Raw genomic sequence first — 20,576 nt, 5'->3', positions numbered from 1 at the left:
AGTTCAACTTGTATTGATAGATAGATGCCATAGTCCGGTTTAGGTCATTTCACCTAAGTCATTGTGTTGTTTATTTTGAATACTCTACTCCTCCCCAAGCCACCACCTGGCCCAAGATCTTTAGAGCATTCCGTTTTATTAAGAGATCCCATTGAATATTCTATTTTTGATGTATCCGTGGTCGACGATTGTGCCGGAGACCGACACAACGCTGCGGTTAATTCATGAGTGTGTTGCAAGGGGGCATACCGTTGCGCTTGCCACCACAAGTAATTTAACCATGCGTGACTCTGAAGCCAGTGCATTTTGCCAAGTATTCAATAAAGAGGCATCAGCGCCGAGTAACATCGTGTCTTTTTATAAGAAGGCGCGGTTTAAAACGGTTCAGTTGCCACTGGCTGGATTTGACAGCATCTTTATGCGTGCCAGCCCGCCGCTGGATCCTATCGCGCTAAACTTCCTTGATTCTGTGCGTGATGATGTGTTCATCATGAACGATATTGATGGTTTGCGTATCGCCAATAATAAGCTCTATACCGCATCATTTGATGACCCCAATAATACCTTTATTCCGGTTACTCACGTTTCGAAAACACCTGAGTATTTAGAGCAGGTGCTGCGTGAGTCAAAGACGGACAAGATGATCATGAAACCGCTAGATGGTTTTGGCGGTCAAGGGGTTATTTTAGTTGAGAAAGCGGCGCAAAAGAGTTTCCACTCACTGCTGCAGTTTTATATCAACAGTGGCAAAGGCGGCAACTACGTTATTTTACAAGAATATGTAGCGGGTGCTGAAGCTGGCGATGTGCGTATTTTAATGCTCAATGGCGAACCTATTGGTGCCATGAAGCGTGTGCCTGCAGAAGGAGAGGTTCGCTCCAACATTCATGCAGGTGGCAGTGTGGTTAAGCACACATTGACCAAGAAAGAAAAAGAGCTATGCAAGCATATTGGCCCCAAGTTAGTGCGTGATGGCTTATTTTTTGTAGGTATTGATGTTATCAGTGAAAAGTTGATTGAAGTTAACGTACAAAGCCCTGGTGGCATTATGCGTATAAACAAGCTGAATAACGTTAAGCTTCAAAAGAAAGTTATTGATTTTATTGAAAGTGTAATCAATGCCAAACAAGCATTAAACACAAGAAAAACAGAATTTAGAAAGGCGATAGAAGATGCTCACGTTATCTGAAAAAGAATGTATTACGTTAATTAATAAAGGTGAGTGTTTCCACGCTGAAGTTGAGTCTGGTTCATTTACGGTCAAGATTGATGAGTACTCGCCGTTTGTGTGTACCGCTATCCATAACGGCCATCGTCTGCGAGATGAACTGAAAAAGAACTGCAAATTAACCGATGAAGAACGTCTTTATGCTGAGGCGCCTTATACCGCAGAAATGTTGTCGTCTTTTCCTATTGTATTAGTGGGTAACGACTCACGTTTTGAATATGACTTGAACCGCCCAAAGGCGCATTCAACTCATTTTAAAACGGCCTGGGAAAAGCCATTAACCATTAAGCAGCGTAACGAAAGCCATGCAAAACATCAGTCTTTTTATAATGTACTGAGTGCATTGGTTGCGCGTTTAGAGAAGCAGTTCAAAAACAGCATTGTATTTGATGTTCACTCATATAATTACCAAAAAATTGAAGCCGATACGCCAACATTTAATATTGGAACCAGCCAGATTGATATTGAACGTTGGGGGACGACTTGCCAGAACTTTGAAAAGCAGCTGAGTAAAATTGAGTTACCGAACCTTGCTGTACGCGCAGCAAGAGATGAAGTGTTCCAAGGTCGCGGCTATCTTATCGCACATGTGAACGCGCATTTCGATAACACCTTAGTGTTGCCACTTGAAGTGAAAAAAGTGTTTATGGATGAAACCTCTGGTGAGCTATACCCATTGGTTTTAGAGGAGCTGAAAGCGGGCACTAAGCAGGCTATCTCTGAGACGGCGGCTTATTTTATGCGCCGTTTTGGTAAGCGAAAATCGGTCAGAAATGTTGACTTACTATCGTCAAGCTTACCGCCTGAGATCTTGTCGCTTGATAAGAGCCTATTTAAGCTAGCCAGTAACGTCGCCACACTGAAATATATTAACCCGATTAATATTGCCAGTGAGCGGAAAAAGTTTTTAGCCCGTAAAGGTGTCGCTGCGCCAGAGTTTAGCTATAAGCAGCTAAACCTAAACCCATATCAGTTCCGCGAGCAACTATATAAGCTGCCAGTGGCCAATATTATGGATGCGGATATTCAACAGCTTTATCGCCATGTGATTGATAACTTAGCAACAAAAATTGATCTGTTATGCTCTATTGGCACTGACGAGTTTGTTTATAACTCGCTTAAATATTACGGTCAGCCAGATAAAGACGATATTGCTAATGCTGAGTTCTTACTGCGAGCACCCGATCTTGAAGGTGATGACGAAGAGGCCATTTATGATTCTGCCTATGCGGTGAAGTCATTCCAACAGCAAGCGGATGAATGGGGTCTTAAGTGTAAGGTTGAAAAGTCATCGCGTATTGTTGCTAAGGCGATGGTAAACAATGAGCGTGGTAGCTTGTTAATCAACAAAGATGCCATGTTTACTAGCAAAGAGTTGATTGCGTTTGCCTACCATGAGCTGGGCGTACATATGCTGACCACTGTTAATGCTCGCCGCCAAAAGTTAAGGGTGTTGTCCTTAGGGCTTGTGGGTAACACCCATACTCAAGAAGGTGTGGCAATTTACAGTGAGTATTGCTCGGGCAACTTGACCTTAAATCGCCTTAAGATCTTGGCATTGCGAGTTATTGCGGTGAATCTGATGCTAGAGCAGCGTGATTTCTCGATGACCTTTGAAACGCTTAAGCGTGAGTATGGTCAAACAACAGAGCAAGCCTTTACCTTAACCACACGTGTTTACCGTGGCGGTGGATTAACTAAAGATTTCCTTTACTTAAAAGGCTTTAGAGATATCGTTAACTTAAGCAAAACCACGTCGTTAGATAACTTACTAGCAGGTAAAGCGGGTACGCTTGATTTACCGATTATCAACGAAATGGTTGAGCGTAATATGTTAGAGCGTCCAATCCCGTTATTTGAGCTTAAGCATAAATCGACACCTGAGACAGCCGTGATCGACTACCTTATATCGGCAATCCGCTAATACAAGCTAGAGTGTTAATAAAGCGCCTTGTTACTCACGTAACAGGGCGTTTTTTATTGCCTATTCGGTACCATTTATAAGTAAGTTGTACCTGGCAGACCGTTTGAGTTTATTGCTAAAACTATTCTCTACAGCCTCATAAAGCGTTATGGTTTGGTATAACATCAAATGACCAAAGGAAGGGATGACGATGAAAATATGCCAACGAATAAGCGCGTTGATGTTAACGCTTGTCGCGGTAACTAGCCCTCAGGCATTTGAGGTTGAAAAGGTTGCTAGTGGACTGGGCACTCCGTGGGGCTTGGCTTACATTGATGCTAACACTATGCTCGTTACCCAAAGAGATGGGGCGATTAAACAGTTGGACCTTAAAACTGGGCTGCATAAGACCTTGCTTGAGCCTGCCAATGTTTGGGCAGAAGGTCAGGGTGGTCTGCTTGATATCGCACTCTCTCCTTTCGAAGCGAATAAAATTTACTTTACTTACAGTAAAGATATTCAAGGTGAGGGCGCCACCACACTAGCAAGTGCGATATATAAAGACGGAAAATTGTCTGCCTGGCAAGATGTGTTTGTATCAAACTCCCGCTCAGATACCGGTAGGCACTTTGGTAGCCGAATTACCTTTGATAATAACAGTATTTACTTTTCCATTGGCGATCGCGGTGTACGCGATAACGGCCAGAACACAACAACTCATGCTGGTGCTATCTTACGCCTAAGCCCCGATGGCACAGTGCCAAGTGATAACCCATTTATCGATAATGCAACGGTGCTTGATGAGATCTGGAGCTACGGACACCGCAATCCACAAGGCTTATTCTTTGATGCTGATAGCCAAAATCTGTGGTCAATTGAGCATGGACCCCGCGGCGGCGATGAGCTTAACCTTATTAAAAAGGGCGCAAATTATGGCTGGCCAATAACCTCACACGGTAAAGAGTATTGGGGGCCGCTTAGTGTTGGCGACGGTAAATTAAAAGAAGGGGTTGAACCACCAGTTAAGGTGTATATCCCCTCTATCGCACCCGGTAGTTTAGTGCTTTATCGAGGCGATAAATTTCCGCAGTTAAAGGGGAAGCTGCTAGCTGGCGCATTGAAGCTAACTCACATCAATGTGATTAGCATTAATGATGCTGATGAGGCTATTGCAGAGCAGCGAATAATGTCAGAGCTTGGCGAGCGGATTCGTGATATTGAAGTCTCGCCCAAAGGCGATATCTATTTCAGTACTGATAGCGGTAATATTTATAAGCTTAAAAGATAGGTGCTAGGAAAAGCTAAGAAAGGTCCTAGGTCCTAGAAAAGTCGGAAAAGCTAAGGCGGACGGCCTGCGGTCTTGCGTACGTGACTGCGTCACTTACGGAACGGGTTGAAAAGCTAAGAAAGGTCCTAGGTCCTAGGAAAGTCGGAAAAGCGGTGGCTGTTGTAGGTCGGGCTTTAGCCCGTCAAGCTTGTGCTTTTCCTAGCAGGGCGAAGCCCGTCCTCGCAGCGAAGCGTCCTAGGTTCTAGGGCCTATGCTCTAACCTTAAGTTCTGTACAACACTTTAGTTACGTGATCATTGCCAGTAACTTGGTTGATTTATGTTCTGTACAACACTTTTATCACATGCCAACCGAACTTAGTCTTAACCAAATGCGGTGTGATGAGCTCACCTGTAAAGCAAACCTTATCAAATTGCGGCACCATCTGGCCTTTCTTAAATTCGCCTAAGCTACCGCCTTTCTTACCCGATGGGCAGGTTGAGTGCTTCTTGGCTAGTACGTCAAACTTAGCCCCTTTATTGAGCTGCTTAATAATATCTTCGGCAAGTGTTTGGTGTTTCACCAAAATGTGTAATGCGGCTGCAGTGCGCGCCATCTTAAGGCCTATATAATTTGAAACTAATGGGCGAGATTATATCGTTTATGGCGTGTCTTAGGCTAGCGTTAAGCTAAAGTGACGCTGATATACGCATTCGTGTGTCGTTATTGGTTGCTCTATAATGATGGCCTTAAAGTCACATAACAGTCTCAGCTGGGAATCGATAAGTGTTAAAAAGCCGCAGTTATAAACGTATAGGTCCAGATTATCGGTTCGATGAGCAAGTGAGTTTTGTTGATATCAAACAGGTATTCGGTCTTGGTCATATTCGCCTTGGTAAGTGGGTTGAAAACGAGGAGCGGGATAAAGCGGCTAACCTGATTTTTGATTCGTTAGCAGATTTGGCGTTTATCTTAAAACTCCCTCCTAAAGCAATCGGCCTGCGCGAAACCTTAAACCTCGCTTTTGGTAGTGGTGGTCAAAAAGGCGTACAGGCCCATTATGCGCCGCACCGGTGTGAGTTAGCACTGGCCAAAAATGCAGGAGCTGGGGCGCTTGCCCATGAATTCTGGCATGCGTTTGACCATTATATTGCGCCAAAATCCTACCATACGTCACCACGGGGGATCTCATTTGCTAGCCACAGCTGGATAGCCGATGTTAAACCGATAAAGCATCCGTTGAATCAGCGTTTAGAGCGGGTATTTGAGGTGACGATGCTTTCTGATAATGGCAACGATGGCCATGACTATGTTAGTCGGGCAATTGTGCTCGATAAGCAGTACGGTACTCAGTATTTTTCGCGGCCAACCGAGTTAATGGCGCGGGCCTTTGAGAGCTGCATTGAGTCTTATCAAGAGATTTGTAACCCTTACTTGGTTGATGAAACCTTAAAGTCGTCCTTATTTGATGCTGGAGGTTACCCAAGTATTGAGCATAGAGCGCAGATTTTTAATGCGCTCATCGCTTATTTTGAGCCTTTAGGTGATGCGATAGGGCGAGAGTCGCAGTCATCTTAAATCAGAGAAACTAACGAAAAGCTGGTGGCTTTTCGTTAGCTTAATGGTGTTAAAACGTGACTGAGTAGTTTGCGTCTTGTGGGGGCGTCATTGCGATATCGGTAATCGTTGTTGTACCTAAGCTATAGGGGGTAATTTTAGCGGCAATTTTGTTAGCGCCATTAGAGAGTGCGAATTGATGGAAACTCTGACCGTTACACACGAGTTTTGGAAACACTCTGCGCTTGTTGATTTTATGTTCCTGCATGGTTCTGTTATACAAAAAGAGGTTGTTATTTAAGCCTGTTTTACAGACTGCGATGAGTGTTTTCTCTAAATTAGGTTCCATTGCGGCTGATGCATTAAAAGTGATTGAGGTCAGTATAATCGCGGTTAATGTAATCATTTTCTTCATCGGTTGCTCCTTGCGTGGGGGACTTAAAAAGACTTTAAGTTATGCGTTTGCATGGAGCTATTTAAGCGCAAGCTGATGATAAATGATGTGTTAACTTTGTATACAAGTGTATCTTTATCTTATTCTCAATTCAGTTGATGTCTGCAGGTAACAACATGTGTATGTGGCGCAAATATGCATACATTTGGCGACATAACGAGACTTTAAAAACAAAAAAGCCCGCAATAAGCGAGCTTTTCAATCTTAATAAAAGTGAAGGCGGGAATGCTTGTTAAGCGTTCTTCACTTTCCAGTTAACTTCTTCACCGGCGAAGAATGGCACGATTGGATTACCGTTTGGCAAGATGATTTCGCTCGGAACCGTCCATTTCTCTTTCACTAGCGTCACCGTGCTAGTGTTGCGAGCGAGGCCATAGAAGTCAGGGCCATGCTTACTAGCAAAGCCTTCAAGTTTATCTAGTGCACCTAAGTCATCAAAGACCTGTGCATATAGCTCTAATGCACTCCACGCGCTATAACAACCGGCGCAGCCACAAGCTGACTCTTTGCGGTGCTTCTCGTGCGGCGCGGAGTCGGTGCCTAAGAAGAACTTACTTGAGCCTGTTGCAACCGCAGCGCGAAGCGCTTCTTGGTGGGTGCTGCGCTTAAGAACTGGCAAGCAGAAGTTATGTGGGCGAACGCCACCTACAAGCAAGTCATTACGGTTAAGTAATAAATGCTGCGGGGTAATCGTTGCCGCCACATTGTCCGCTGCTGACATAACAAAGTCAGCCGCATCTTTAGTGGTGATGTGTTCAAATACCACTTTTAGGCTTGGGAAAGAGGCAACGATGCGGGCAAGGTAGCGCTCAATAAATATGGCTTCACGGTCGAAAATATCGATATGCGATTCAGTGACTTCACCGTGTACCAATAGCAACATACCGTGTTTAGCCATGGCTTCAAATACAGGGAACAGCGCATCAAGCGTTTTGACAGCCGCGTCTGAGTTGGTGGTTGCACCTGCAGGGTAAAGCTTTGCAGCAACAACGCCGGCAGCTTTAGCATCAATGATGTCTTGCTCTGTGGTGTTGTTGGTCAAGAAGATGGTCATAAGCGGTTCAAAAGTCGAACCTGTTGGGCGCGCAGCCAAAATACGTTCACGATACTCAGTTACCATCTTTGCATCGGTGACAGGTGGTAAAAGGTTAGGCATAACAATCGCACGTTGAAACAGGCGCGCTGTTGCGGGAACCGTTTCTTGTAACATATCGCCATCGCGAAAATGTAGGTGCCAATCGTCAGGGGTAAGTAGGGTGATCTGCGTCATTTGGGGTTCCTAAGCGTTTACGACAAAGTAACTGGCTTTTTCAGCCTTTTCTTAGGCCGGTATTGTGCCTGAAATCGCGGCCGCTTAATAGCTGAACCTCTATAAGAGTCGATAAATACTGACCATTTTAAAATGAGCGCTTGTGCAATTTTGGCTGCTTGCGATAATCCAGCTTAGTATTGGGGTGCTGTAAGTCCTCTTTGCGCTAATACAGGGGCTAACTACAGTAAGTCGTCTCGGCGCTAATGCTGGGGCTAGTACGGTGAGTCGTATTGTAAAAAAGTACAGTAAAAATATTGGGTGATAACTAAGTAACATGCGTTTAGACAAATTTATCTGTAAAAGTACCGATCTCAGTCGTGCTCAGGCTAGCGATTGTATTGAGCGCGCTGAAATTAGCGTCAATGGCGAGACCATCACGGATGTGGCTTTTCAGGTACATGAAAGCAATGAGATCCGCTATCAAGGGGGCAGATTAGTGGCGCGGCCATCGCGTTACATCATGCTGCATAAACCTATGCATACGCTAAGCTCGAATGTGGATGGCGATTATCCAAGCCTGTTTAACTGTATTAAGCTCGAAAGAGTGGAAGATTTACACATTGTAGGTAGGCTTGATGCCGACACGACAGGCTTAGTGCTACTGACCGATGACGGTCGTTGGTCGTTTGATATTATCAGACCCGACAAACAGTGTGAAAAGACCTACCGAGTGACCTTAAGAGACCCAGTTGCCGAAGACGTTGCTGAAAAGTTTAAACAGGGTGTGCAATTGCAAAATGAAAAGGCGCTAACACTCCCAGCGAAGCTTGAGATTGTCACGCCTAAAGAGGTGTTACTTACCATTACCGAGGGCAAGTATCATCAGGTGAAGCGGATGTTTGCCGCAGTGGGGAATCGCGTCAACGGCTTGCATCGTGAGCAGATAGGCGAGCTTAAACTCGATGTTGAGCTGGGGCTGTGGCGCTATCTGAGCGAGGTTGAAGTTAAGCAATTGTCGACGCCAACGCCGACATAGCCCTTAAAGCAATAGTCTGCTAAGTAACCACTTGGCTCAAACTTAAACTTAAACTTAAACTCAAGCTCACTGGGCACCAGCCTCATTTAGTGATTAGTCTGTCCAGTGCAGTACATTGTGAATGATTGACCAACGCGGCTCTACTTTTTTAGCGCCTTTACCTAGCATCCAATAATCGTAAATAGCTGCTTGGGTACCATCAACTTTACGTAAGCGCTGCCAATTATTGATGTAGTTGAGCAGCGACTGGTTATATTGTGCGACCGCGTACGCCACAGGATAATGTGTTTTATTTTCTAGCAGTGCAATACCGTAGCCCGGGAAGAACAAGGTCCAGGCTGAGCCTGCCTGGGCACTGATCACTACCGCATCATATTTGTGTTTTTTCTGCCTAAAGAAGTCTTTGTAGCCTTCAATTTTTACAAACTTGAGGTTGGGGGCGAAACGCCTAGCCTCTTCGATAGCATCGCTATGTTCAACATAAGCTATGGTCATGCCCTGCATCTGTTTAATTTTTTCGTTACTCTTAAAGTCGTTCACCAAATAGTCTTTAGTCGCTATAGCAAGGTTAAGCTCAAGCACTGGGTTAGCGTAACTTAAGGCATCCATCTGCTCGATGTCCATGGCAAGTCCTGACATGGCAATATCAAAAAAACCCGCTTTTAGAGAGGCGACCAGTTGGTCTTTTTTAAAGGGAATAAATTCAATTTTCACCTTTAAGTCTTCTGCAAGTTTCGTCGCCATAGCGGTATCAAACCCGACTAAGTGTCCAGCATTGTTGTAATAACTAAAGGGCACGTTACTTGGGATATAACCCACTCTGAGGGTGCCCGCATCTCGAATCGCTTGTACCCCTCGGATGGGGGTTGCGGGAGTTTGGCCTACAATCGGGAACTGTTTTTTTACTTTGGTAGGTACTTTATCGGCCACCTGCATGTTGGCGATAACGCCACTGGTGATCTCTGGGCTATGAATAAACATCCCCATGCCGACACGGCAAACTAATAAGGTTGCAAACACACTGATACCAATGCCTAAACTCATCTTCAATAGTTGCGGTGGGCGTATTTTGAGTGATTTTTGAAACAGCGATGCCGTTAATAAGGTGAGTGCAAACAGGTTCATTACCGCCGCAATAGAATTAAATTTACCTGTGATAAAGCCAGACATGACAAATAACTGGAATAGATCAGTTGGGAGTTTAACTAAGTCGAGCATAAACGGAATGGCCACATAGACACTGCCAAATAGCGCTAATAGCCCACTGATAGAAAGCGAAGGGATACTGGTAATATCAACAGGAGTACCATTAAACCAACCTGCAAAATAGATAAACATAATAACGGTGAGCTTACCGATATTAGGGAAGGTAAAGGCGATAGGCACCAAAATTTCAATCAAGGTGGCGCCGTCTTCGCATAAGTCGTCGTGCTCGCGCATCACCTGCTTACACTCTTCAACAATCACCGGGATTACGATGAAGATGTTACCGGTAGCAAAAGCGGTGACTAGGCTGGATTTAGAAATGCGCAGTGCTTGAGCAAAGGTAATGGGCGTCAACGAAGCTACAATCCAGGGCAATACCCAAAATGTGAGTAGCAAACACAGCACAAAGTAGCTGATAAGGTAAACCTGCATACTGGCAAACTCATCGACTCCCATGGTGCCTGCTGCCGAGGCCGACATAGCAAAAATACCGATAGGTAGAATTTTCACTAGACCTTGAGTAATGCGCGAAAAAATTTCTGAGCTGGTATGCATAAAGGTCAGTATTTGCTGTTTATGCTCGCCTTGCATGCCGATAAGCGCAAGCCCCATAGCGATGCTAAATACCACCATGGCAGGTACATAACCATCAGCCATGGACTCAAAGGGGTTAGAGGGAATATACAGCTTGAAATAATCGATTGGTGTAACAGGTTCAATGCTGCTGGTACTAAAGAAGGAGGCCGATTCGATAACAGGGAAAGACAGCGGCATTAAAGCAATCATTACAATCGCTAATAGCCAAAGCAGCAACATGATAAGACCGGCGCGGCTAAAAATAAGTTTGGCTGTATTTTTTTGCAGTTTACCAATACCGCCAACGAGTGACACAACGATATAGGGCAGTACCGTCATCTGCATCAGCAAGATCACCCCTGTGCCTATGGTCGCCATCCAAGCGATGGATTCCCCGAAAAACAGCCCCACGGCAAAACCAACAAACATGGCCACTAACATCTGGGTTGAGCTGGACATTGCAAGAGCTTTCTTTAGCACGCACATCACCTAAGTAGTTTGAGATCCCAGTGGAAAGATTTTTAGCACAGTTAAAAAGAAGCGTTAACTGTGACTGGGAAATGTTATTTATTATAAGTTCGGTATTGGTTTACTTTAAAGTAATAAATTTAAAATTTGGGCATAAAGGTTAACATTAGCAGCGGGTTAAGTGTTTAGCCGCTAAGTCGATAAATGCCCTGACTTTAGGCGATAAGTGTTTACGGCTCGGGTAAACGACAAAAACATCGATATCGGAATTAGGCAAGTGTTCAAATAAAATCTCTAACTGATCACTTTCAAGCGCATCTCGCATATAGAAACTCGGTAAACGAGTGATACCATGACCCGCCAGTGCCATATCCAGCTGCATATCACCATTGTTGCAGAGTATTTTTGGGCGAATATCAACGACAAAATGTTTGCCGTCATGATCAATATAATCCCAGCGGCTTGGCTGCTTATGATTGGAGTAGCAGATGCCGTAGTGTGTTTCTAATTCTCTGGGATGGTGGGGTTTTCCGTGGCGTGAAATATACGCTTTCGACGCCACAGTGTAGGCTTTGCAGCTATAAAGTTTGCGGCAAATAAGGCTCGACTCTTCAAGGTGTGCTGATGCTCTAATGGCTAAATCATAACCGTCGGCAATCACATCGGTGCGTTTATCGCTTAAATCTAAGTCTAAACTTACATTGGGGTATCGCTGCAGGTATTCAGAAATAATGGGCTTAAGGTAGTTTTGCGCAAAGCCGACCGGGCAACTTAATTTAAGTACACCGCGGGGGCTGACATCGTGTTGAGTGACCAAGCCCACCGCCTGTTCGGCATCAATTATTAACTGTAAGCACTGCTGATAGTAAGCCTCTCCCTCGGGTGTTAAGCCGATAGAGCGGGTGGTTCTATTGAGTAGCCTGACCCCAAGTCGAGCTTCAAGCTTATTGACCTCTTTACTCACATAAGAGGTAGAGTGACCTAAAGCCTCTGCCGCGGCTGAGAAGCCAGCACTTTTTACGACTTGGACAAATATTACAATTCCATCAAATAGTTTATTTATAGTCATATCCCCCTTAATTAAAAGCCATATGGAAATAGTAAATATCTTTTGAGGTTATTAATCTTTATTTGTCATCAATATACACTGCTCTACATCGAGTTGTCGTTCTAAACTTAACCTTTGCTTAATTGTGAGCACGGTACTTGAACCCAACGCAATTTGCAGAGTTAACTGCAGTCACTGAATATGAGAGTCCTATTATGAAACTATTAGCCTTTGCAGCTAGCAGCAGCACTAAGTCAATCAACAAGCAACTTGCAACCTATGCAGCATCATTAGTGCAGGGAGCTGAGGTTGAAATTCTTGATATTAACGATTATGAGATGCCACTTTTTAGTCAGGACCGAGAAGAAGAGCTTGGTCACCCAGAGCTGGCGCAGCAGTTTTTTGCCAAGATTGGTGAAGCCGACGCCATTATTATCTCTTTTGCTGAGCATAATGGTTCATACACTGCCGCTTATAAAAACCTGTTTGACTGGACATCACGTATCGACATGAAAGTGTTTCAAAACAAGCCAATGCTATTACTTGCTACCTCTCCGGGGCCGGGCGGTGCATCAAGCGTATTAGCTGCAGCTTCAGGATCTGCGCCATACTTTGCTGCAGATGTCAGGGCAACGCTCTCAGTGCCAAGCTTTTTTGATAACTTCGATATGGAAACGCAAGTGTTGAGAAATCCTGAACTTGTAGCGGCGTTGAAAGAAGCGGTCGTTTTATTGAAATAAGTTAAAGTTTAAATAAGCTAAGGTTTAAATAAACAAGGGTTGAGGTGTGACCTATTGATATCATTATTTTTTAACCGATAAAAGCGCCAGCTGCTGGCGCTTTTATCGGTTTAGCTATTTTTTATCACATCACATGTATATCGCGAGATTCTTTATCAGAGCTCGTTTAAGTGATAACCGCTTGTTTAAGGCGTAACTTTGATGCGCTCAACGTCAGTCGCTGGTGGATCAATCATAAAGTCGAGCTGTACCTTTGCCTGTTTAAGGCCTTTACTGCTTTCACTGTACTGCCACTGCTTAAGTGCAGTTGTCGCAGAGCTATCAAATACCCCTTCAGGTGATGACTTAACAACGCTTACATTGCTAACCGCACCACTTGGGCTGATATCAAACTGTAAGACAACAAAACCACTTTGGTGAGCGTTAGCTGCCTCAATAGGATACTTAGGCTCGATACGGATTGTTGGGTGAACAGCGTCATGGTTGTGATCGCCGGCCTGCACCTGCTGATTGAGCAGCAAGCCACTGATCCCTAATGCGATAGTCAAACCGATAATGGCAAAACCGCTCTGACCTTGTTGAAATGTCTTCATTTGCATAATACGCTCCTTGAGTATGTTTTTATTTCCATAATGTGTGTGTAGCAGGCCGTGATGAGCTTGCTGGGAGTAGGCTAACAGCACTTGGCTATAGCAGATCTTTTGTTGTTTATTCAATGATTGAGTGACAAAGGCGTCACAGGCTAACTCTTGATCATCTCTAAAGCGTCGATAAGCGAGCCAACAAATAGGATTAAACCAGAACAGGCTGAGTGCGCTGTAGGCCAATAAATTACTGAGCAGATCTCGGCGCTGGTGGTGGTATTGCTCATGGGCGATAATCGATTGCTGCTCATCGGCGTTAAGCTGAATAAAATTAGAGGGCAGTATGATTTTCGGGTTAATGACCCCGACGAGCATAGGTGATTGCACACCGGGGTGGCTATAGGTCGGTAAGTTGGCGCCAGTGTGATGGACTCTAGTCGCAGTGCTTAATATACGAGTTAAAGCTATCGCTTGTAGGCTGAGCAGAGTCACCATAGCCGCAATGCCAACTAACCATATCGACAGCGCAATCTTGGCGTAATCGCTGGTTTGAACTGTAGCCATAGCTTTGCTAGCGATAACACTATAGTGAGCGAATTGTTCTGCCTGGGCTGCAGCAAGAGTGTTGGGCATGCTTGCGATTAACGCAGAGCTTATCAGTAAAGCGGGAACTGCTAACCATAGCTGGTAGGTTTTACGTGCCCCCAATCGCTGCTGTAAAAAGCGGTGGCTTATGAGTAAACCACCACAAACAAGAGTAAGTAACAGGGTTTGCTGTGCCATCCATAGCATCATGATTTGTTGTCCTTTTGCCAGGTATCAATCAGTTGTTGTAATTCGGCCACGTCTTCGGCGCTGAGCTTGTTTTGCTTGGCAAAACCGGCCACTAAGGGAGCGACGCGACCAGAGAATAAGCGCTCGATGAAAGACTCACTCTCTTTAAGCTGGTATTCACTCTGTTCGATGAGAGGGAAGTAAAGATATGAGCGGCCCTGCTTGTCAAAGCCAATGGCTTGTTTTTTTACTAGGCGGTTAAGTAGCGTCTTGACCGTTTTTTCGTGCCAGTCATTGCTGCGAGATAATTCACTGATGACATCGTTAGCACTCATTGGCGATGATTGCCAAAGGATATTGAGCACACACAGCTCGGCATTACTGATTTCTTTCATAGTAAAACCTCTTTCATAGTAAAACCTTTTTCATAGTTGCTCTCTTTCAAAGTCGGCCTCTTTCAAAGTCATCCTTTGCTGAATGTTCTTTACGATTACAGCTGTAATGTATATTTAAGATTACAAATGTAATTGTATTGCGCAAGTACTTTTTGGTGTTTTTTTTGTTCTAGATTAACTGTCGGTATATAAGCTATTGTTAAATATAGAAGGGCGGAGGTGATAGCCATTGAAGATGACTGTGCATTTATGCGGATTCAATTTAATGACTTTTTAAGTACCACTTTGACAGATGCACAGATAGAATATCTGTTCATAAAAGTACCCCCAACAAGGATTGTAAAGGTATGACGTCATTATCTCCGCGCATGGCAGCAGGCCTGTTATGTGTAATATTTCTAGCTTTTCCATCATACGGTTTAAGTGATGAAGCGGTTACAGCGCACGTCGATAAAACTCCCAAGCAACTAGCGATTTTTAGTCAAACATTTAATTTTAGTTTGCCGTTAGACTGGAAACTCGCTTATTCAAATCAACAAGAGACGATGTTCTCTGCTGAGTTTGTTCCCGCTTCTCAAGCGTTACAAACCTGGTCATCTATGCTGTGTGTGCAAGGGTTTAAAGGGATCGCTGAAGATGTGAGCCCACAAAAATTTTTAGAGACTATGGCAGAGGTATACTTCGACAGTTGCCAAGGGGAAACGGTGTTTGAAACCTTGCAAAGTGAGCCACTCAACGGCCATGAAACAGCAAGCGCGATTATCGGCTGCACTAAGATGCCCAACTCTCATATTAAGTCGGTAGCAGGTATTGCTTATGATGAGGTGCAAACTCTAGGAGAGATTGGCCATTACACCGCTATCAGGGGGAAACTGGATCTGTATTTAATTCATAAATCGATTCGTGGTGACGCATTTAGCAAAGAAAATCCTCCCATCAAAGCGCAAAATCAGCAAGAGTTTTTATCTAGTATTACCCCTCTGAGCTTGTATTAAAGGCTTGTATTAAAGGCTTGGTAGACTCAATGTGATAATTATATGTTGCTGATATTAATGTGAAACATTAGATCGCTAGGTACAAGGTGAATATTCCTCGGCTTAAATACGGGTTTTAAGTGGTGTTAAGTTAGACATTTAACCGTATAGACGTCTATAATGCGCGGAACTCTTGATAGTGATATTTGTTCACTTTTGAGTAACAAAAACTTATAACGATATTTAGTCAACTTTATTGGTGCCTCAGGTTACGGCTGTAACTTAGGGATAATCGGGAAGTCAGTTAAATTCTGACACTGCCCCCGCAACGGTGAATGGTGAGAGACAAGTGCGCCTTAATGGATAGGTGTTGAAAGCTTGTATTCGGGTATTAATACGTTAATACAGAACCTAAGTCCGGAGACCGGCCAGCAAAGTGATTTCGATGATTTCGGCGGGCAGATCTCGAAATGCGGCAATTAAACGAACCAATAAACGAGTGATTTTTTTCATTTATGGGTCGTGTCACCGTGACGTATTTGCCCCGTTTTCCTTTAGGAGTAAAAAGGTAAATGGGAACACAACCATCAAAAATCGCACTACTAGTCAGTAGTCTTGTTAGCTTATCAGCCTTTTCAGTTTCGGCCGAAGAAGTCGCATCTCACTTAGCAAATGTTGATGAAACGATTACCGTAACCGGTTCTCGTTTTGATAGAAGCGCCGATCAGCAGCTAACCGTCATTAATACCATTGAACGTGAAGAGATAGCGCGTCTTAATCCAAAGTCTGTGGCTGACGTATTAGAAACACTTCCGGGTGTTAGTGTATCGCGCAATGGCGGTGCGGGTCAGGCAACATCTGTCAGTATTCGCGGCAGTAACTCCAACCATGTATTAGTCCTAATCGATGGCGTTAAAGTCGGCTCTGCCACATTAGGTACAGTTAGCTTTAACAGTTTATCACCTGAAAATATTGAGCGAATCGAAGTCCTAAAAGGGCCTCGAGCGTCTGTGTGGGGCAGTGATGCTATTGGCGGCGTCATTCAGATTTTTACTCGCCAACTCAAGGGCGGTGAATGGTTTGCGGGTGCTGAATATGGCAGCAATGAATATATTCGCGGCTCATTTGGCGCAGGTATGACCCATGGCGATGGTAGTACAACACTGAGCGTTAACCATGAGCAATCAGAAGGTTATGATGTATATAACGGCGCAGAGGTTGAAAATGATGATGATGGTTATAAGCGCAACGCGCTTTCAGTAAACGGCTCTCAGCAAATTAATCAAAACTGGCAAGCACTTTGGACCGGACAATACGATAAAGGTAACACTCAGTACGACGATATCTATGCCTCAGGTTCGGCAGATGAGTCAGACTATGAGAATTACTTTTGGGATCTTGCTACGCAATACAGTAATGACCGATTTACCAGCAAATTAGCCTTAAGCCAGTCTCGCGATTCAAACGAGAACTTTCGTGGTAACGATATCAGTGTGCCAATATCTGAGTTTGAAACCAAACGCGATCAGGTCAATTGGAGTAACCAATACCTAGCGGCAAGCGACTTGACCCTGACGGGCGGTGTCGATTGGTCAAATGAGTCTGTTAAGGGCGATTATGCCCAAGATGAGCGAGATATCTTAGGTGTCTACGCCTTAGTGCAAAAGCAGTGGAGCAATATACTGGCTGAAGTTGCGGTGCGTTATGATGATGTGGAAAATATCGACAGCGAAGTTTCATATAACGCTAGTCTCGCATATCAGTTTAATGCTCAATGGAGTTTGGCCGCGACAACGGGTACGGCCTTTAAAGTGCCAACCTTTAACGACCTGTACTGGCCAGGTTCTGGTAACGCAGAGTTGCTCTCAGAAACCGCTGAGAGTTACGATCTAACGCTGCATTTTAATGCTAAAGATGTGCGTGCTTATATCAGTGTATTTAAAAATACTATCGATAATCTGATTGCTTGGGCCCCTACGGGTGAGAAAGACGATTATGGTTGGGATATCTGGAAGCCTGCGAATATCAATGAAGCTGAGATCAGCGGTATCGAACTGTCTGCTAATTTCCAGTTATTGAGCCTTGAGCACCAACTGGGTTATACCTATCTGGATGCTGAGAATAAACAAACAGGTGAGCAGCTTGTTGGCCGTAGCGAGAATGAGTTTAACTATATGCTGAGCTATAGCTGGCAACGTTTTGATCTCTTGGCTAACTACCATTATCAAGGTAAGCGTTATGCTGGTTATGATGCGTTTTTGGATGCCTATCATAAAGTTGATTTAAGTGTGGGTTATCAGCTCGATGATGCTTGGAGCTTACGTTTAAAAGCGAACAACATCTTTGACGCAGAGATTATCTCCGCTCAAAACTACTTTAGCCCTGGTAGAGAGCTATTTTTGAGTGTTAGCTATCAAGCATTCTAGTTTTTTGTGACATATTTAAAATGATATGCGTACTTAAGTCAGACCTTGTGTCTGGCTTTTTTTATGTTATTTTTTGGCTACAGTCTCAAGTTAAAAGTTATTGATGAAACCATTATTTAAGCGTCGCCCTATTGTCCTATTGCTCGTTAGTTGCGCACTGCTGTTATTGCAAGCTTGCTCTGGGGCGAGTATTCCGCCCTTATCAGATAATGCACGGATATTAGCTTTTGGCGATAGCCTTACCTATGGCGTTGGCGCGTCGAAGGGCCAAGACTACCCTAGCCAGCTTGCTTCTCTTAGTGGTTTTGAGGTGATTAATGCGGGCGTATCGGGCGAGACAACAACGGGTGGTGCAGCACGTTTAGCTTCGTTATTAGATAAGCATTCACCAGAGCTATTAATTTTGTTAGAGGGCGGTAATGACTTCTTAAGAAACCATGCTATCACGACGACTAAATCTAATTTGGCCGCCATGATAGAGATGGCCCAGTCGAAACAGATCCCAGTTTTACTGGTTGCGGTGCCACAAAAGAGCCTATTTTTATCGGCGTCACCGATTTATGAGGAGCTTGCAGAGCAATATGAGTTGGTTTTAGTCGACGATGCGTTAAGTCGCTTATTGAAAAGTCCGAGTAAAAAATCGGATGCGATACATTTAAATGACGCAGGCTATTTTGACCTTGCCAAAGCGATTTATCAGGCTATATAACAAAGGCTTACATTAATATATTAGCGTAGCCAAAATCCCTCCGGTTTTAATACTATTCCTGGCTCTTGCTACTGATGGCAGGTTTTATCAGCTACTTATTTAGTGGAGGTGAATAAAATTGTTGAAACTTGTTAAGGTTGTCGCTTATATGGCTTGACCTTTGACGTCATTGTGTGGGTTAATTTGCCACGGAATTGAGTGCACATCATGATTAAAAATAATAAGGTTTAATGTTTCGCATGACAGATCTTGAGCAGCAAGTATTTACTCAAGTACGCGCAATTATCAGCAACGAAGAGCAGGTAATTGGTCGTAGAGGGATCCTTATCCCATTGAAAAAGGCCATTATTGCAGACGGTGATATCCGTAATGTTATCGATATCGTGTCATCCGATCCGGCCGTATCTGCCCATCTGCTTTGGCGCAGCAACAGTGCAGATCACGCCACACCGCAATCGAGTAAGAATCGCTCATTAAAAGATGCTTTAGTACGTTTAGGTCAGGTTAATATTTATCGTTATGCGTTTACTTTCTATCTGAAAGAGCGTTTAGACGAATTGAATGAGCCTTACAAAAAGCTGGTTCATGGTTATTGGGCGCTTACCGAAGCGATTGCAGCGGACGCCGTTGATCAACTGCATCAGCTAGAAAGTTTGCAAATTAGCCCTGATGAAGTGCAAACCCTGGCACTATTTAGCGTATTTGGTGACATTATTGCACTAACGGCATTTGCTTACTTAAACTCAGAACTTGAACAGGATTACCCACTGAGCCTGCTTAAGTCTGTGATTGAAGATAAACAAGAAACCTTAACGCTTGAAGCTTTTGAGTCATTAGGGCTAGATGATGATTTACGTGATGAGTTCTTAATCGCGCATAACTTACGTCAAACCCATAACGCTAACTCTCCAGGTTTGGTCTTGAGACGGGTATTAGCGAGAAGAAATTTGCTACTTAAAGCGCTATAAAAAGAAAGCCTGCAATATGCAGGCTTTTTTGTATGCTACAGAGCGTAGTGCTCACTATAGTACGGATTGTTCAGTTCAATCTCTGCTTCGCTAACCCTTCTTTTGAGACGAGCTCTAACCAATGTTGGGCTAAGCGTGCATTGGCACCGTTACGACGGTATGCGCCAAACAGCGGGCGTTTAAGGCCATCTGGCCCCAACTTAACGCTGGTAAGGCTAAGTCCATGAGCTTCGTTAATCGACCAACTAGGCAGCGCCGCAATACCATCTTTACAGGCAATACGCTGCAGTAACATCATGGTTAAATCACACTTTACCTGTGGCCCAGGCTTTATGCCTGCAGGCTCTAAGAAGTGGCGATAAATATCTAAGCGCTCAAGTGAAACTGGGTAGCTTAAAATCGCCAAGTTTTCTAACTGTTTCGGTGTAACATACTCTTGCTGCGCCAGCGGATGGTCGCTGGCAACCACTAATCTAACTTCAAAATCAAACAAGTGCTGATAAGCAATCGACTGAGCAGGTACTGGATCCGATGTCAGCACGACATCTAGCTCACCTAACTCAAGCGCGTTTAATGAGTCGAATAAGTGGCGACTAGAGAGGTCGAGATCCGCCTGTGGGTATTGTTTTCTAAATTGCTCCATTACCGGCATTAACCAACGGAAGCAGCTGTGGCACTCAATACCTACGCCTAAATGATTATCCCCTTCAGCTAAGCCTTTCTTTAAATCAAATTCGGTTTCGATCACTTTCGGCAGAATATCTTCAGCAAGGTTGAGCAATCGCGCACCCTCTTGTGTGAAAGAGAGGGGCTTACTCTTGCGCACAAAAATAGCTGAGTTAATGCGAGTCTCTAATTCCTTGATCTGATGAGACAGTGCCGACTGGGTGACGAAGCGTTTTTTTGCAGCCCCAGCGAGGCTGCCGCTTTCCTTTAGGGCAACTAACGTACGTAAATGTCTAAGCTCTATCATTTTATCCTCACATGAAATTCGCTCATGTTGCGCTTGAAT

At 44.2% G+C, this 20,576-nt stretch carries 18 protein-coding genes and 1 riboswitch; of the genes, 10 read left to right on the top strand and 8 right to left on the bottom strand.

Features of this window, described 5'->3' with window-relative positions; all coding sequences use genetic code 11:
* The first annotated feature begins 151 nt into the window (after nucleotides 1-151).
* The 3 genes from gshB (at nucleotide 152) to ACVBJC_RS09905 (ending at nucleotide 4,419) form a co-directional block, all read left to right on the top strand.
* Entirely contained in the window at nucleotides 152-1,189 is a 1,038-nt protein-coding gene (gene gshB / locus ACVBJC_RS09915) for a glutathione synthase (protein WP_447160716.1), read from the top strand.
* A complete protein-coding gene (locus tag ACVBJC_RS09910; RefSeq protein ID WP_447160717.1) occupies nucleotides 1,173-3,152 on the top strand; it encodes a flavohemoglobin expression-modulating QEGLA motif protein in 1,980 nt (659 codons plus the stop codon). The genes gshB and ACVBJC_RS09910 overlap by 17 nt, the downstream gene beginning before the upstream one ends.
* 190 nt (nucleotides 3,153-3,342) lie before the next feature.
* Entirely contained in the window at nucleotides 3,343-4,419 is a 1,077-nt protein-coding gene (locus tag ACVBJC_RS09905) for a PQQ-dependent sugar dehydrogenase (RefSeq protein WP_447160718.1), read from the top strand.
* A 315-nt stretch (nucleotides 4,420-4,734) separates the two neighbouring features.
* Here the strand turns inward: ACVBJC_RS09905 and ppiC are convergent, their stop codons facing one another.
* On the bottom strand, nucleotides 4,735-5,013 hold the full coding sequence (ppiC, locus tag ACVBJC_RS09900; RefSeq protein ID WP_012156435.1) for a peptidylprolyl isomerase PpiC: 279 nt from the start codon (nucleotides 5,011-5,013) through the stop codon (nucleotides 4,735-4,737).
* A gap of 170 nt (nucleotides 5,014-5,183) precedes the next feature.
* Between ppiC and ACVBJC_RS09895 the strand changes: the two genes are divergently transcribed.
* The gene (locus ACVBJC_RS09895; RefSeq protein WP_447160719.1) at nucleotides 5,184-5,975 is read left to right on the top strand and encodes a CLCA_X family protein; all 792 of its coding nucleotides are present in this window, start codon (nucleotides 5,184-5,186) and stop codon (nucleotides 5,973-5,975) included.
* A 49-nt stretch (nucleotides 5,976-6,024) separates the two neighbouring features.
* Here the strand turns inward: ACVBJC_RS09895 and ACVBJC_RS09890 are convergent, their stop codons facing one another.
* Together ACVBJC_RS09890 and pyrC are read right to left on the bottom strand one after the other, a co-directional pair.
* Nucleotides 6,025-6,369: a DUF3718 domain-containing protein gene (locus tag ACVBJC_RS09890; protein WP_447160720.1), complete on the bottom strand. Its 345-nt coding sequence runs from the start codon at nucleotides 6,367-6,369 to the stop codon at nucleotides 6,025-6,027.
* Between the two features lie 271 nt (nucleotides 6,370-6,640).
* On the bottom strand, nucleotides 6,641-7,678 hold the full coding sequence (gene pyrC / locus ACVBJC_RS09885; protein WP_447160721.1) for a dihydroorotase: 1,038 nt from the start codon (nucleotides 7,676-7,678) through the stop codon (nucleotides 6,641-6,643).
* Nucleotides 7,679-7,994: 316 nt separating this feature from the next.
* Here pyrC and ACVBJC_RS09880 point away from each other — a divergent pair, with 316 nt between their 5' ends.
* Nucleotides 7,995-8,696: a pseudouridine synthase gene (locus ACVBJC_RS09880; protein WP_447160722.1), complete on the top strand. Its 702-nt coding sequence runs from the start codon at nucleotides 7,995-7,997 to the stop codon at nucleotides 8,694-8,696.
* Nucleotides 8,697-8,789: 93 nt separating this feature from the next.
* Here the strand turns inward: ACVBJC_RS09880 and ACVBJC_RS09875 are convergent, their stop codons facing one another.
* Together ACVBJC_RS09875 and ACVBJC_RS09870 are read right to left on the bottom strand one after the other, a co-directional pair.
* Complete coding sequence (locus ACVBJC_RS09875) at nucleotides 8,790-10,937, bottom strand: cation:dicarboxylate symporter family transporter (protein WP_447160723.1); 2,148 nt, start codon at nucleotides 10,935-10,937, stop codon at nucleotides 8,790-8,792.
* Between the two features lie 175 nt (nucleotides 10,938-11,112).
* Nucleotides 11,113-12,015 (bottom strand): LysR family transcriptional regulator, encoded by a 903-nt coding sequence (locus ACVBJC_RS09870; protein WP_447160724.1) that lies wholly within the window; start codon nucleotides 12,013-12,015, stop codon nucleotides 11,113-11,115.
* A 194-nt stretch (nucleotides 12,016-12,209) separates the two neighbouring features.
* Here ACVBJC_RS09870 and ACVBJC_RS09865 point away from each other — a divergent pair, with 194 nt between their 5' ends.
* A complete protein-coding gene (locus ACVBJC_RS09865; RefSeq protein ID WP_447160725.1) occupies nucleotides 12,210-12,734 on the top strand; it encodes an NADPH-dependent FMN reductase in 525 nt (174 codons plus the stop codon).
* A gap of 185 nt (nucleotides 12,735-12,919) precedes the next feature.
* Here the strand turns inward: ACVBJC_RS09865 and ACVBJC_RS09860 are convergent, their stop codons facing one another.
* Both ACVBJC_RS09860 and ACVBJC_RS09855 read right to left on the bottom strand, forming a co-directional pair.
* The gene (locus tag ACVBJC_RS09860) at nucleotides 12,920-14,113 is read right to left on the bottom strand and encodes a TonB family protein (protein WP_447160726.1); all 1,194 of its coding nucleotides are present in this window, start codon (nucleotides 14,111-14,113) and stop codon (nucleotides 12,920-12,922) included.
* The gene (locus ACVBJC_RS09855) at nucleotides 14,110-14,487 is read right to left on the bottom strand and encodes a BlaI/MecI/CopY family transcriptional regulator (RefSeq protein WP_447160727.1); all 378 of its coding nucleotides are present in this window, start codon (nucleotides 14,485-14,487) and stop codon (nucleotides 14,110-14,112) included. Before ACVBJC_RS09855 ends, ACVBJC_RS09860 begins: the two co-directional genes overlap by 4 nt.
* A 347-nt stretch (nucleotides 14,488-14,834) precedes the next feature.
* On the opposite strand from ACVBJC_RS09855, the gene ACVBJC_RS09850 reads away from it, so the two are divergent.
* From ACVBJC_RS09850 to ACVBJC_RS09835, 4 genes are all read left to right on the top strand, one after another.
* Nucleotides 14,835-15,482 (top strand): hypothetical protein, encoded by a 648-nt coding sequence (locus tag ACVBJC_RS09850; protein ID WP_447160728.1) that lies wholly within the window; start codon nucleotides 14,835-14,837, stop codon nucleotides 15,480-15,482.
* Between the two features lie 219 nt (nucleotides 15,483-15,701).
* Nucleotides 15,702-15,908: riboswitch (cobalamin riboswitch) on the top strand.
* 125 nt (nucleotides 15,909-16,033) lie between these two features.
* The gene (locus ACVBJC_RS09845; protein WP_447160729.1) at nucleotides 16,034-17,887 is read left to right on the top strand and encodes a TonB-dependent receptor domain-containing protein; all 1,854 of its coding nucleotides are present in this window, start codon (nucleotides 16,034-16,036) and stop codon (nucleotides 17,885-17,887) included.
* A gap of 103 nt (nucleotides 17,888-17,990) precedes the next feature.
* Nucleotides 17,991-18,596, top strand: a complete 606-nt coding sequence (locus ACVBJC_RS09840) for an arylesterase (protein ID WP_447160730.1) — start codon at nucleotides 17,991-17,993, stop codon at nucleotides 18,594-18,596.
* 239 nt (nucleotides 18,597-18,835) lie between these two features.
* Nucleotides 18,836-19,564: an HDOD domain-containing protein gene (locus ACVBJC_RS09835; protein ID WP_447160771.1), complete on the top strand. Its 729-nt coding sequence runs from the start codon at nucleotides 18,836-18,838 to the stop codon at nucleotides 19,562-19,564.
* A 70-nt stretch (nucleotides 19,565-19,634) separates the two neighbouring features.
* On the opposite strand, the gene ACVBJC_RS09830 is transcribed toward ACVBJC_RS09835, so the two are convergent.
* Entirely contained in the window at nucleotides 19,635-20,537 is a 903-nt protein-coding gene (locus tag ACVBJC_RS09830; protein WP_447160731.1) for a LysR family transcriptional regulator, read from the bottom strand.
* Nucleotides 20,538-20,576: the final 39 nt, after the last annotated feature.

This window comes from Shewanella sp. 0m-6, assembly GCF_052977325.1.
Note: the sequence above shows the minus strand (reverse complement) of the source record. Positions and strands in the feature narration are given on the sequence as shown.

Excerpts from the sequence above, each read along its gene's own strand:
- ACVBJC_RS09910 (WP_447160717.1), top strand. The coding sequence starts at position 1,173 with ATGCTCACGTTATCTGAAAAAGAATGTATTACGTTAATTAATAAAGGT.
- ACVBJC_RS09905 (WP_447160718.1), top strand. The coding sequence starts at position 3,343 with ATGAAAATATGCCAACGAATAAGCGCGTTGATGTTAACGCTTGTCGCG.
- ppiC (WP_012156435.1), bottom strand. The coding sequence starts at position 5,013 with ATGGCGCGCACTGCAGCCGCATTACACATTTTGGTGAAACACCAAACA.
- ACVBJC_RS09890 (WP_447160720.1), bottom strand. The coding sequence starts at position 6,369 with ATGAAGAAAATGATTACATTAACCGCGATTATACTGACCTCAATCACT.
- pyrC (WP_447160721.1), bottom strand. The coding sequence starts at position 7,678 with ATGACGCAGATCACCCTACTTACCCCTGACGATTGGCACCTACATTTT.
- ACVBJC_RS09880 (WP_447160722.1), top strand. The coding sequence starts at position 7,995 with ATGCGTTTAGACAAATTTATCTGTAAAAGTACCGATCTCAGTCGTGCT.
- ACVBJC_RS09875 (WP_447160723.1), bottom strand. The coding sequence starts at position 10,937 with ATGTCCAGCTCAACCCAGATGTTAGTGGCCATGTTTGTTGGTTTTGCC.
- ACVBJC_RS09870 (WP_447160724.1), bottom strand. The coding sequence starts at position 12,015 with ATGACTATAAATAAACTATTTGATGGAATTGTAATATTTGTCCAAGTC.
- ACVBJC_RS09865 (WP_447160725.1), top strand. The coding sequence starts at position 12,210 with ATGAAACTATTAGCCTTTGCAGCTAGCAGCAGCACTAAGTCAATCAAC.
- ACVBJC_RS09860 (WP_447160726.1), bottom strand. The coding sequence starts at position 14,113 with ATGATGCTATGGATGGCACAGCAAACCCTGTTACTTACTCTTGTTTGT.
- ACVBJC_RS09855 (WP_447160727.1), bottom strand. The coding sequence starts at position 14,487 with ATGAAAGAAATCAGTAATGCCGAGCTGTGTGTGCTCAATATCCTTTGG.
- ACVBJC_RS09850 (WP_447160728.1), top strand. The coding sequence starts at position 14,835 with ATGACGTCATTATCTCCGCGCATGGCAGCAGGCCTGTTATGTGTAATA.
- ACVBJC_RS09845 (WP_447160729.1), top strand. The coding sequence starts at position 16,034 with ATGGGAACACAACCATCAAAAATCGCACTACTAGTCAGTAGTCTTGTT.
- ACVBJC_RS09840 (WP_447160730.1), top strand. The coding sequence starts at position 17,991 with ATGAAACCATTATTTAAGCGTCGCCCTATTGTCCTATTGCTCGTTAGT.
- ACVBJC_RS09835 (WP_447160771.1), top strand. The coding sequence starts at position 18,836 with ATGACAGATCTTGAGCAGCAAGTATTTACTCAAGTACGCGCAATTATC.
- ACVBJC_RS09830 (WP_447160731.1), bottom strand. The coding sequence starts at position 20,537 with ATGATAGAGCTTAGACATTTACGTACGTTAGTTGCCCTAAAGGAAAGC.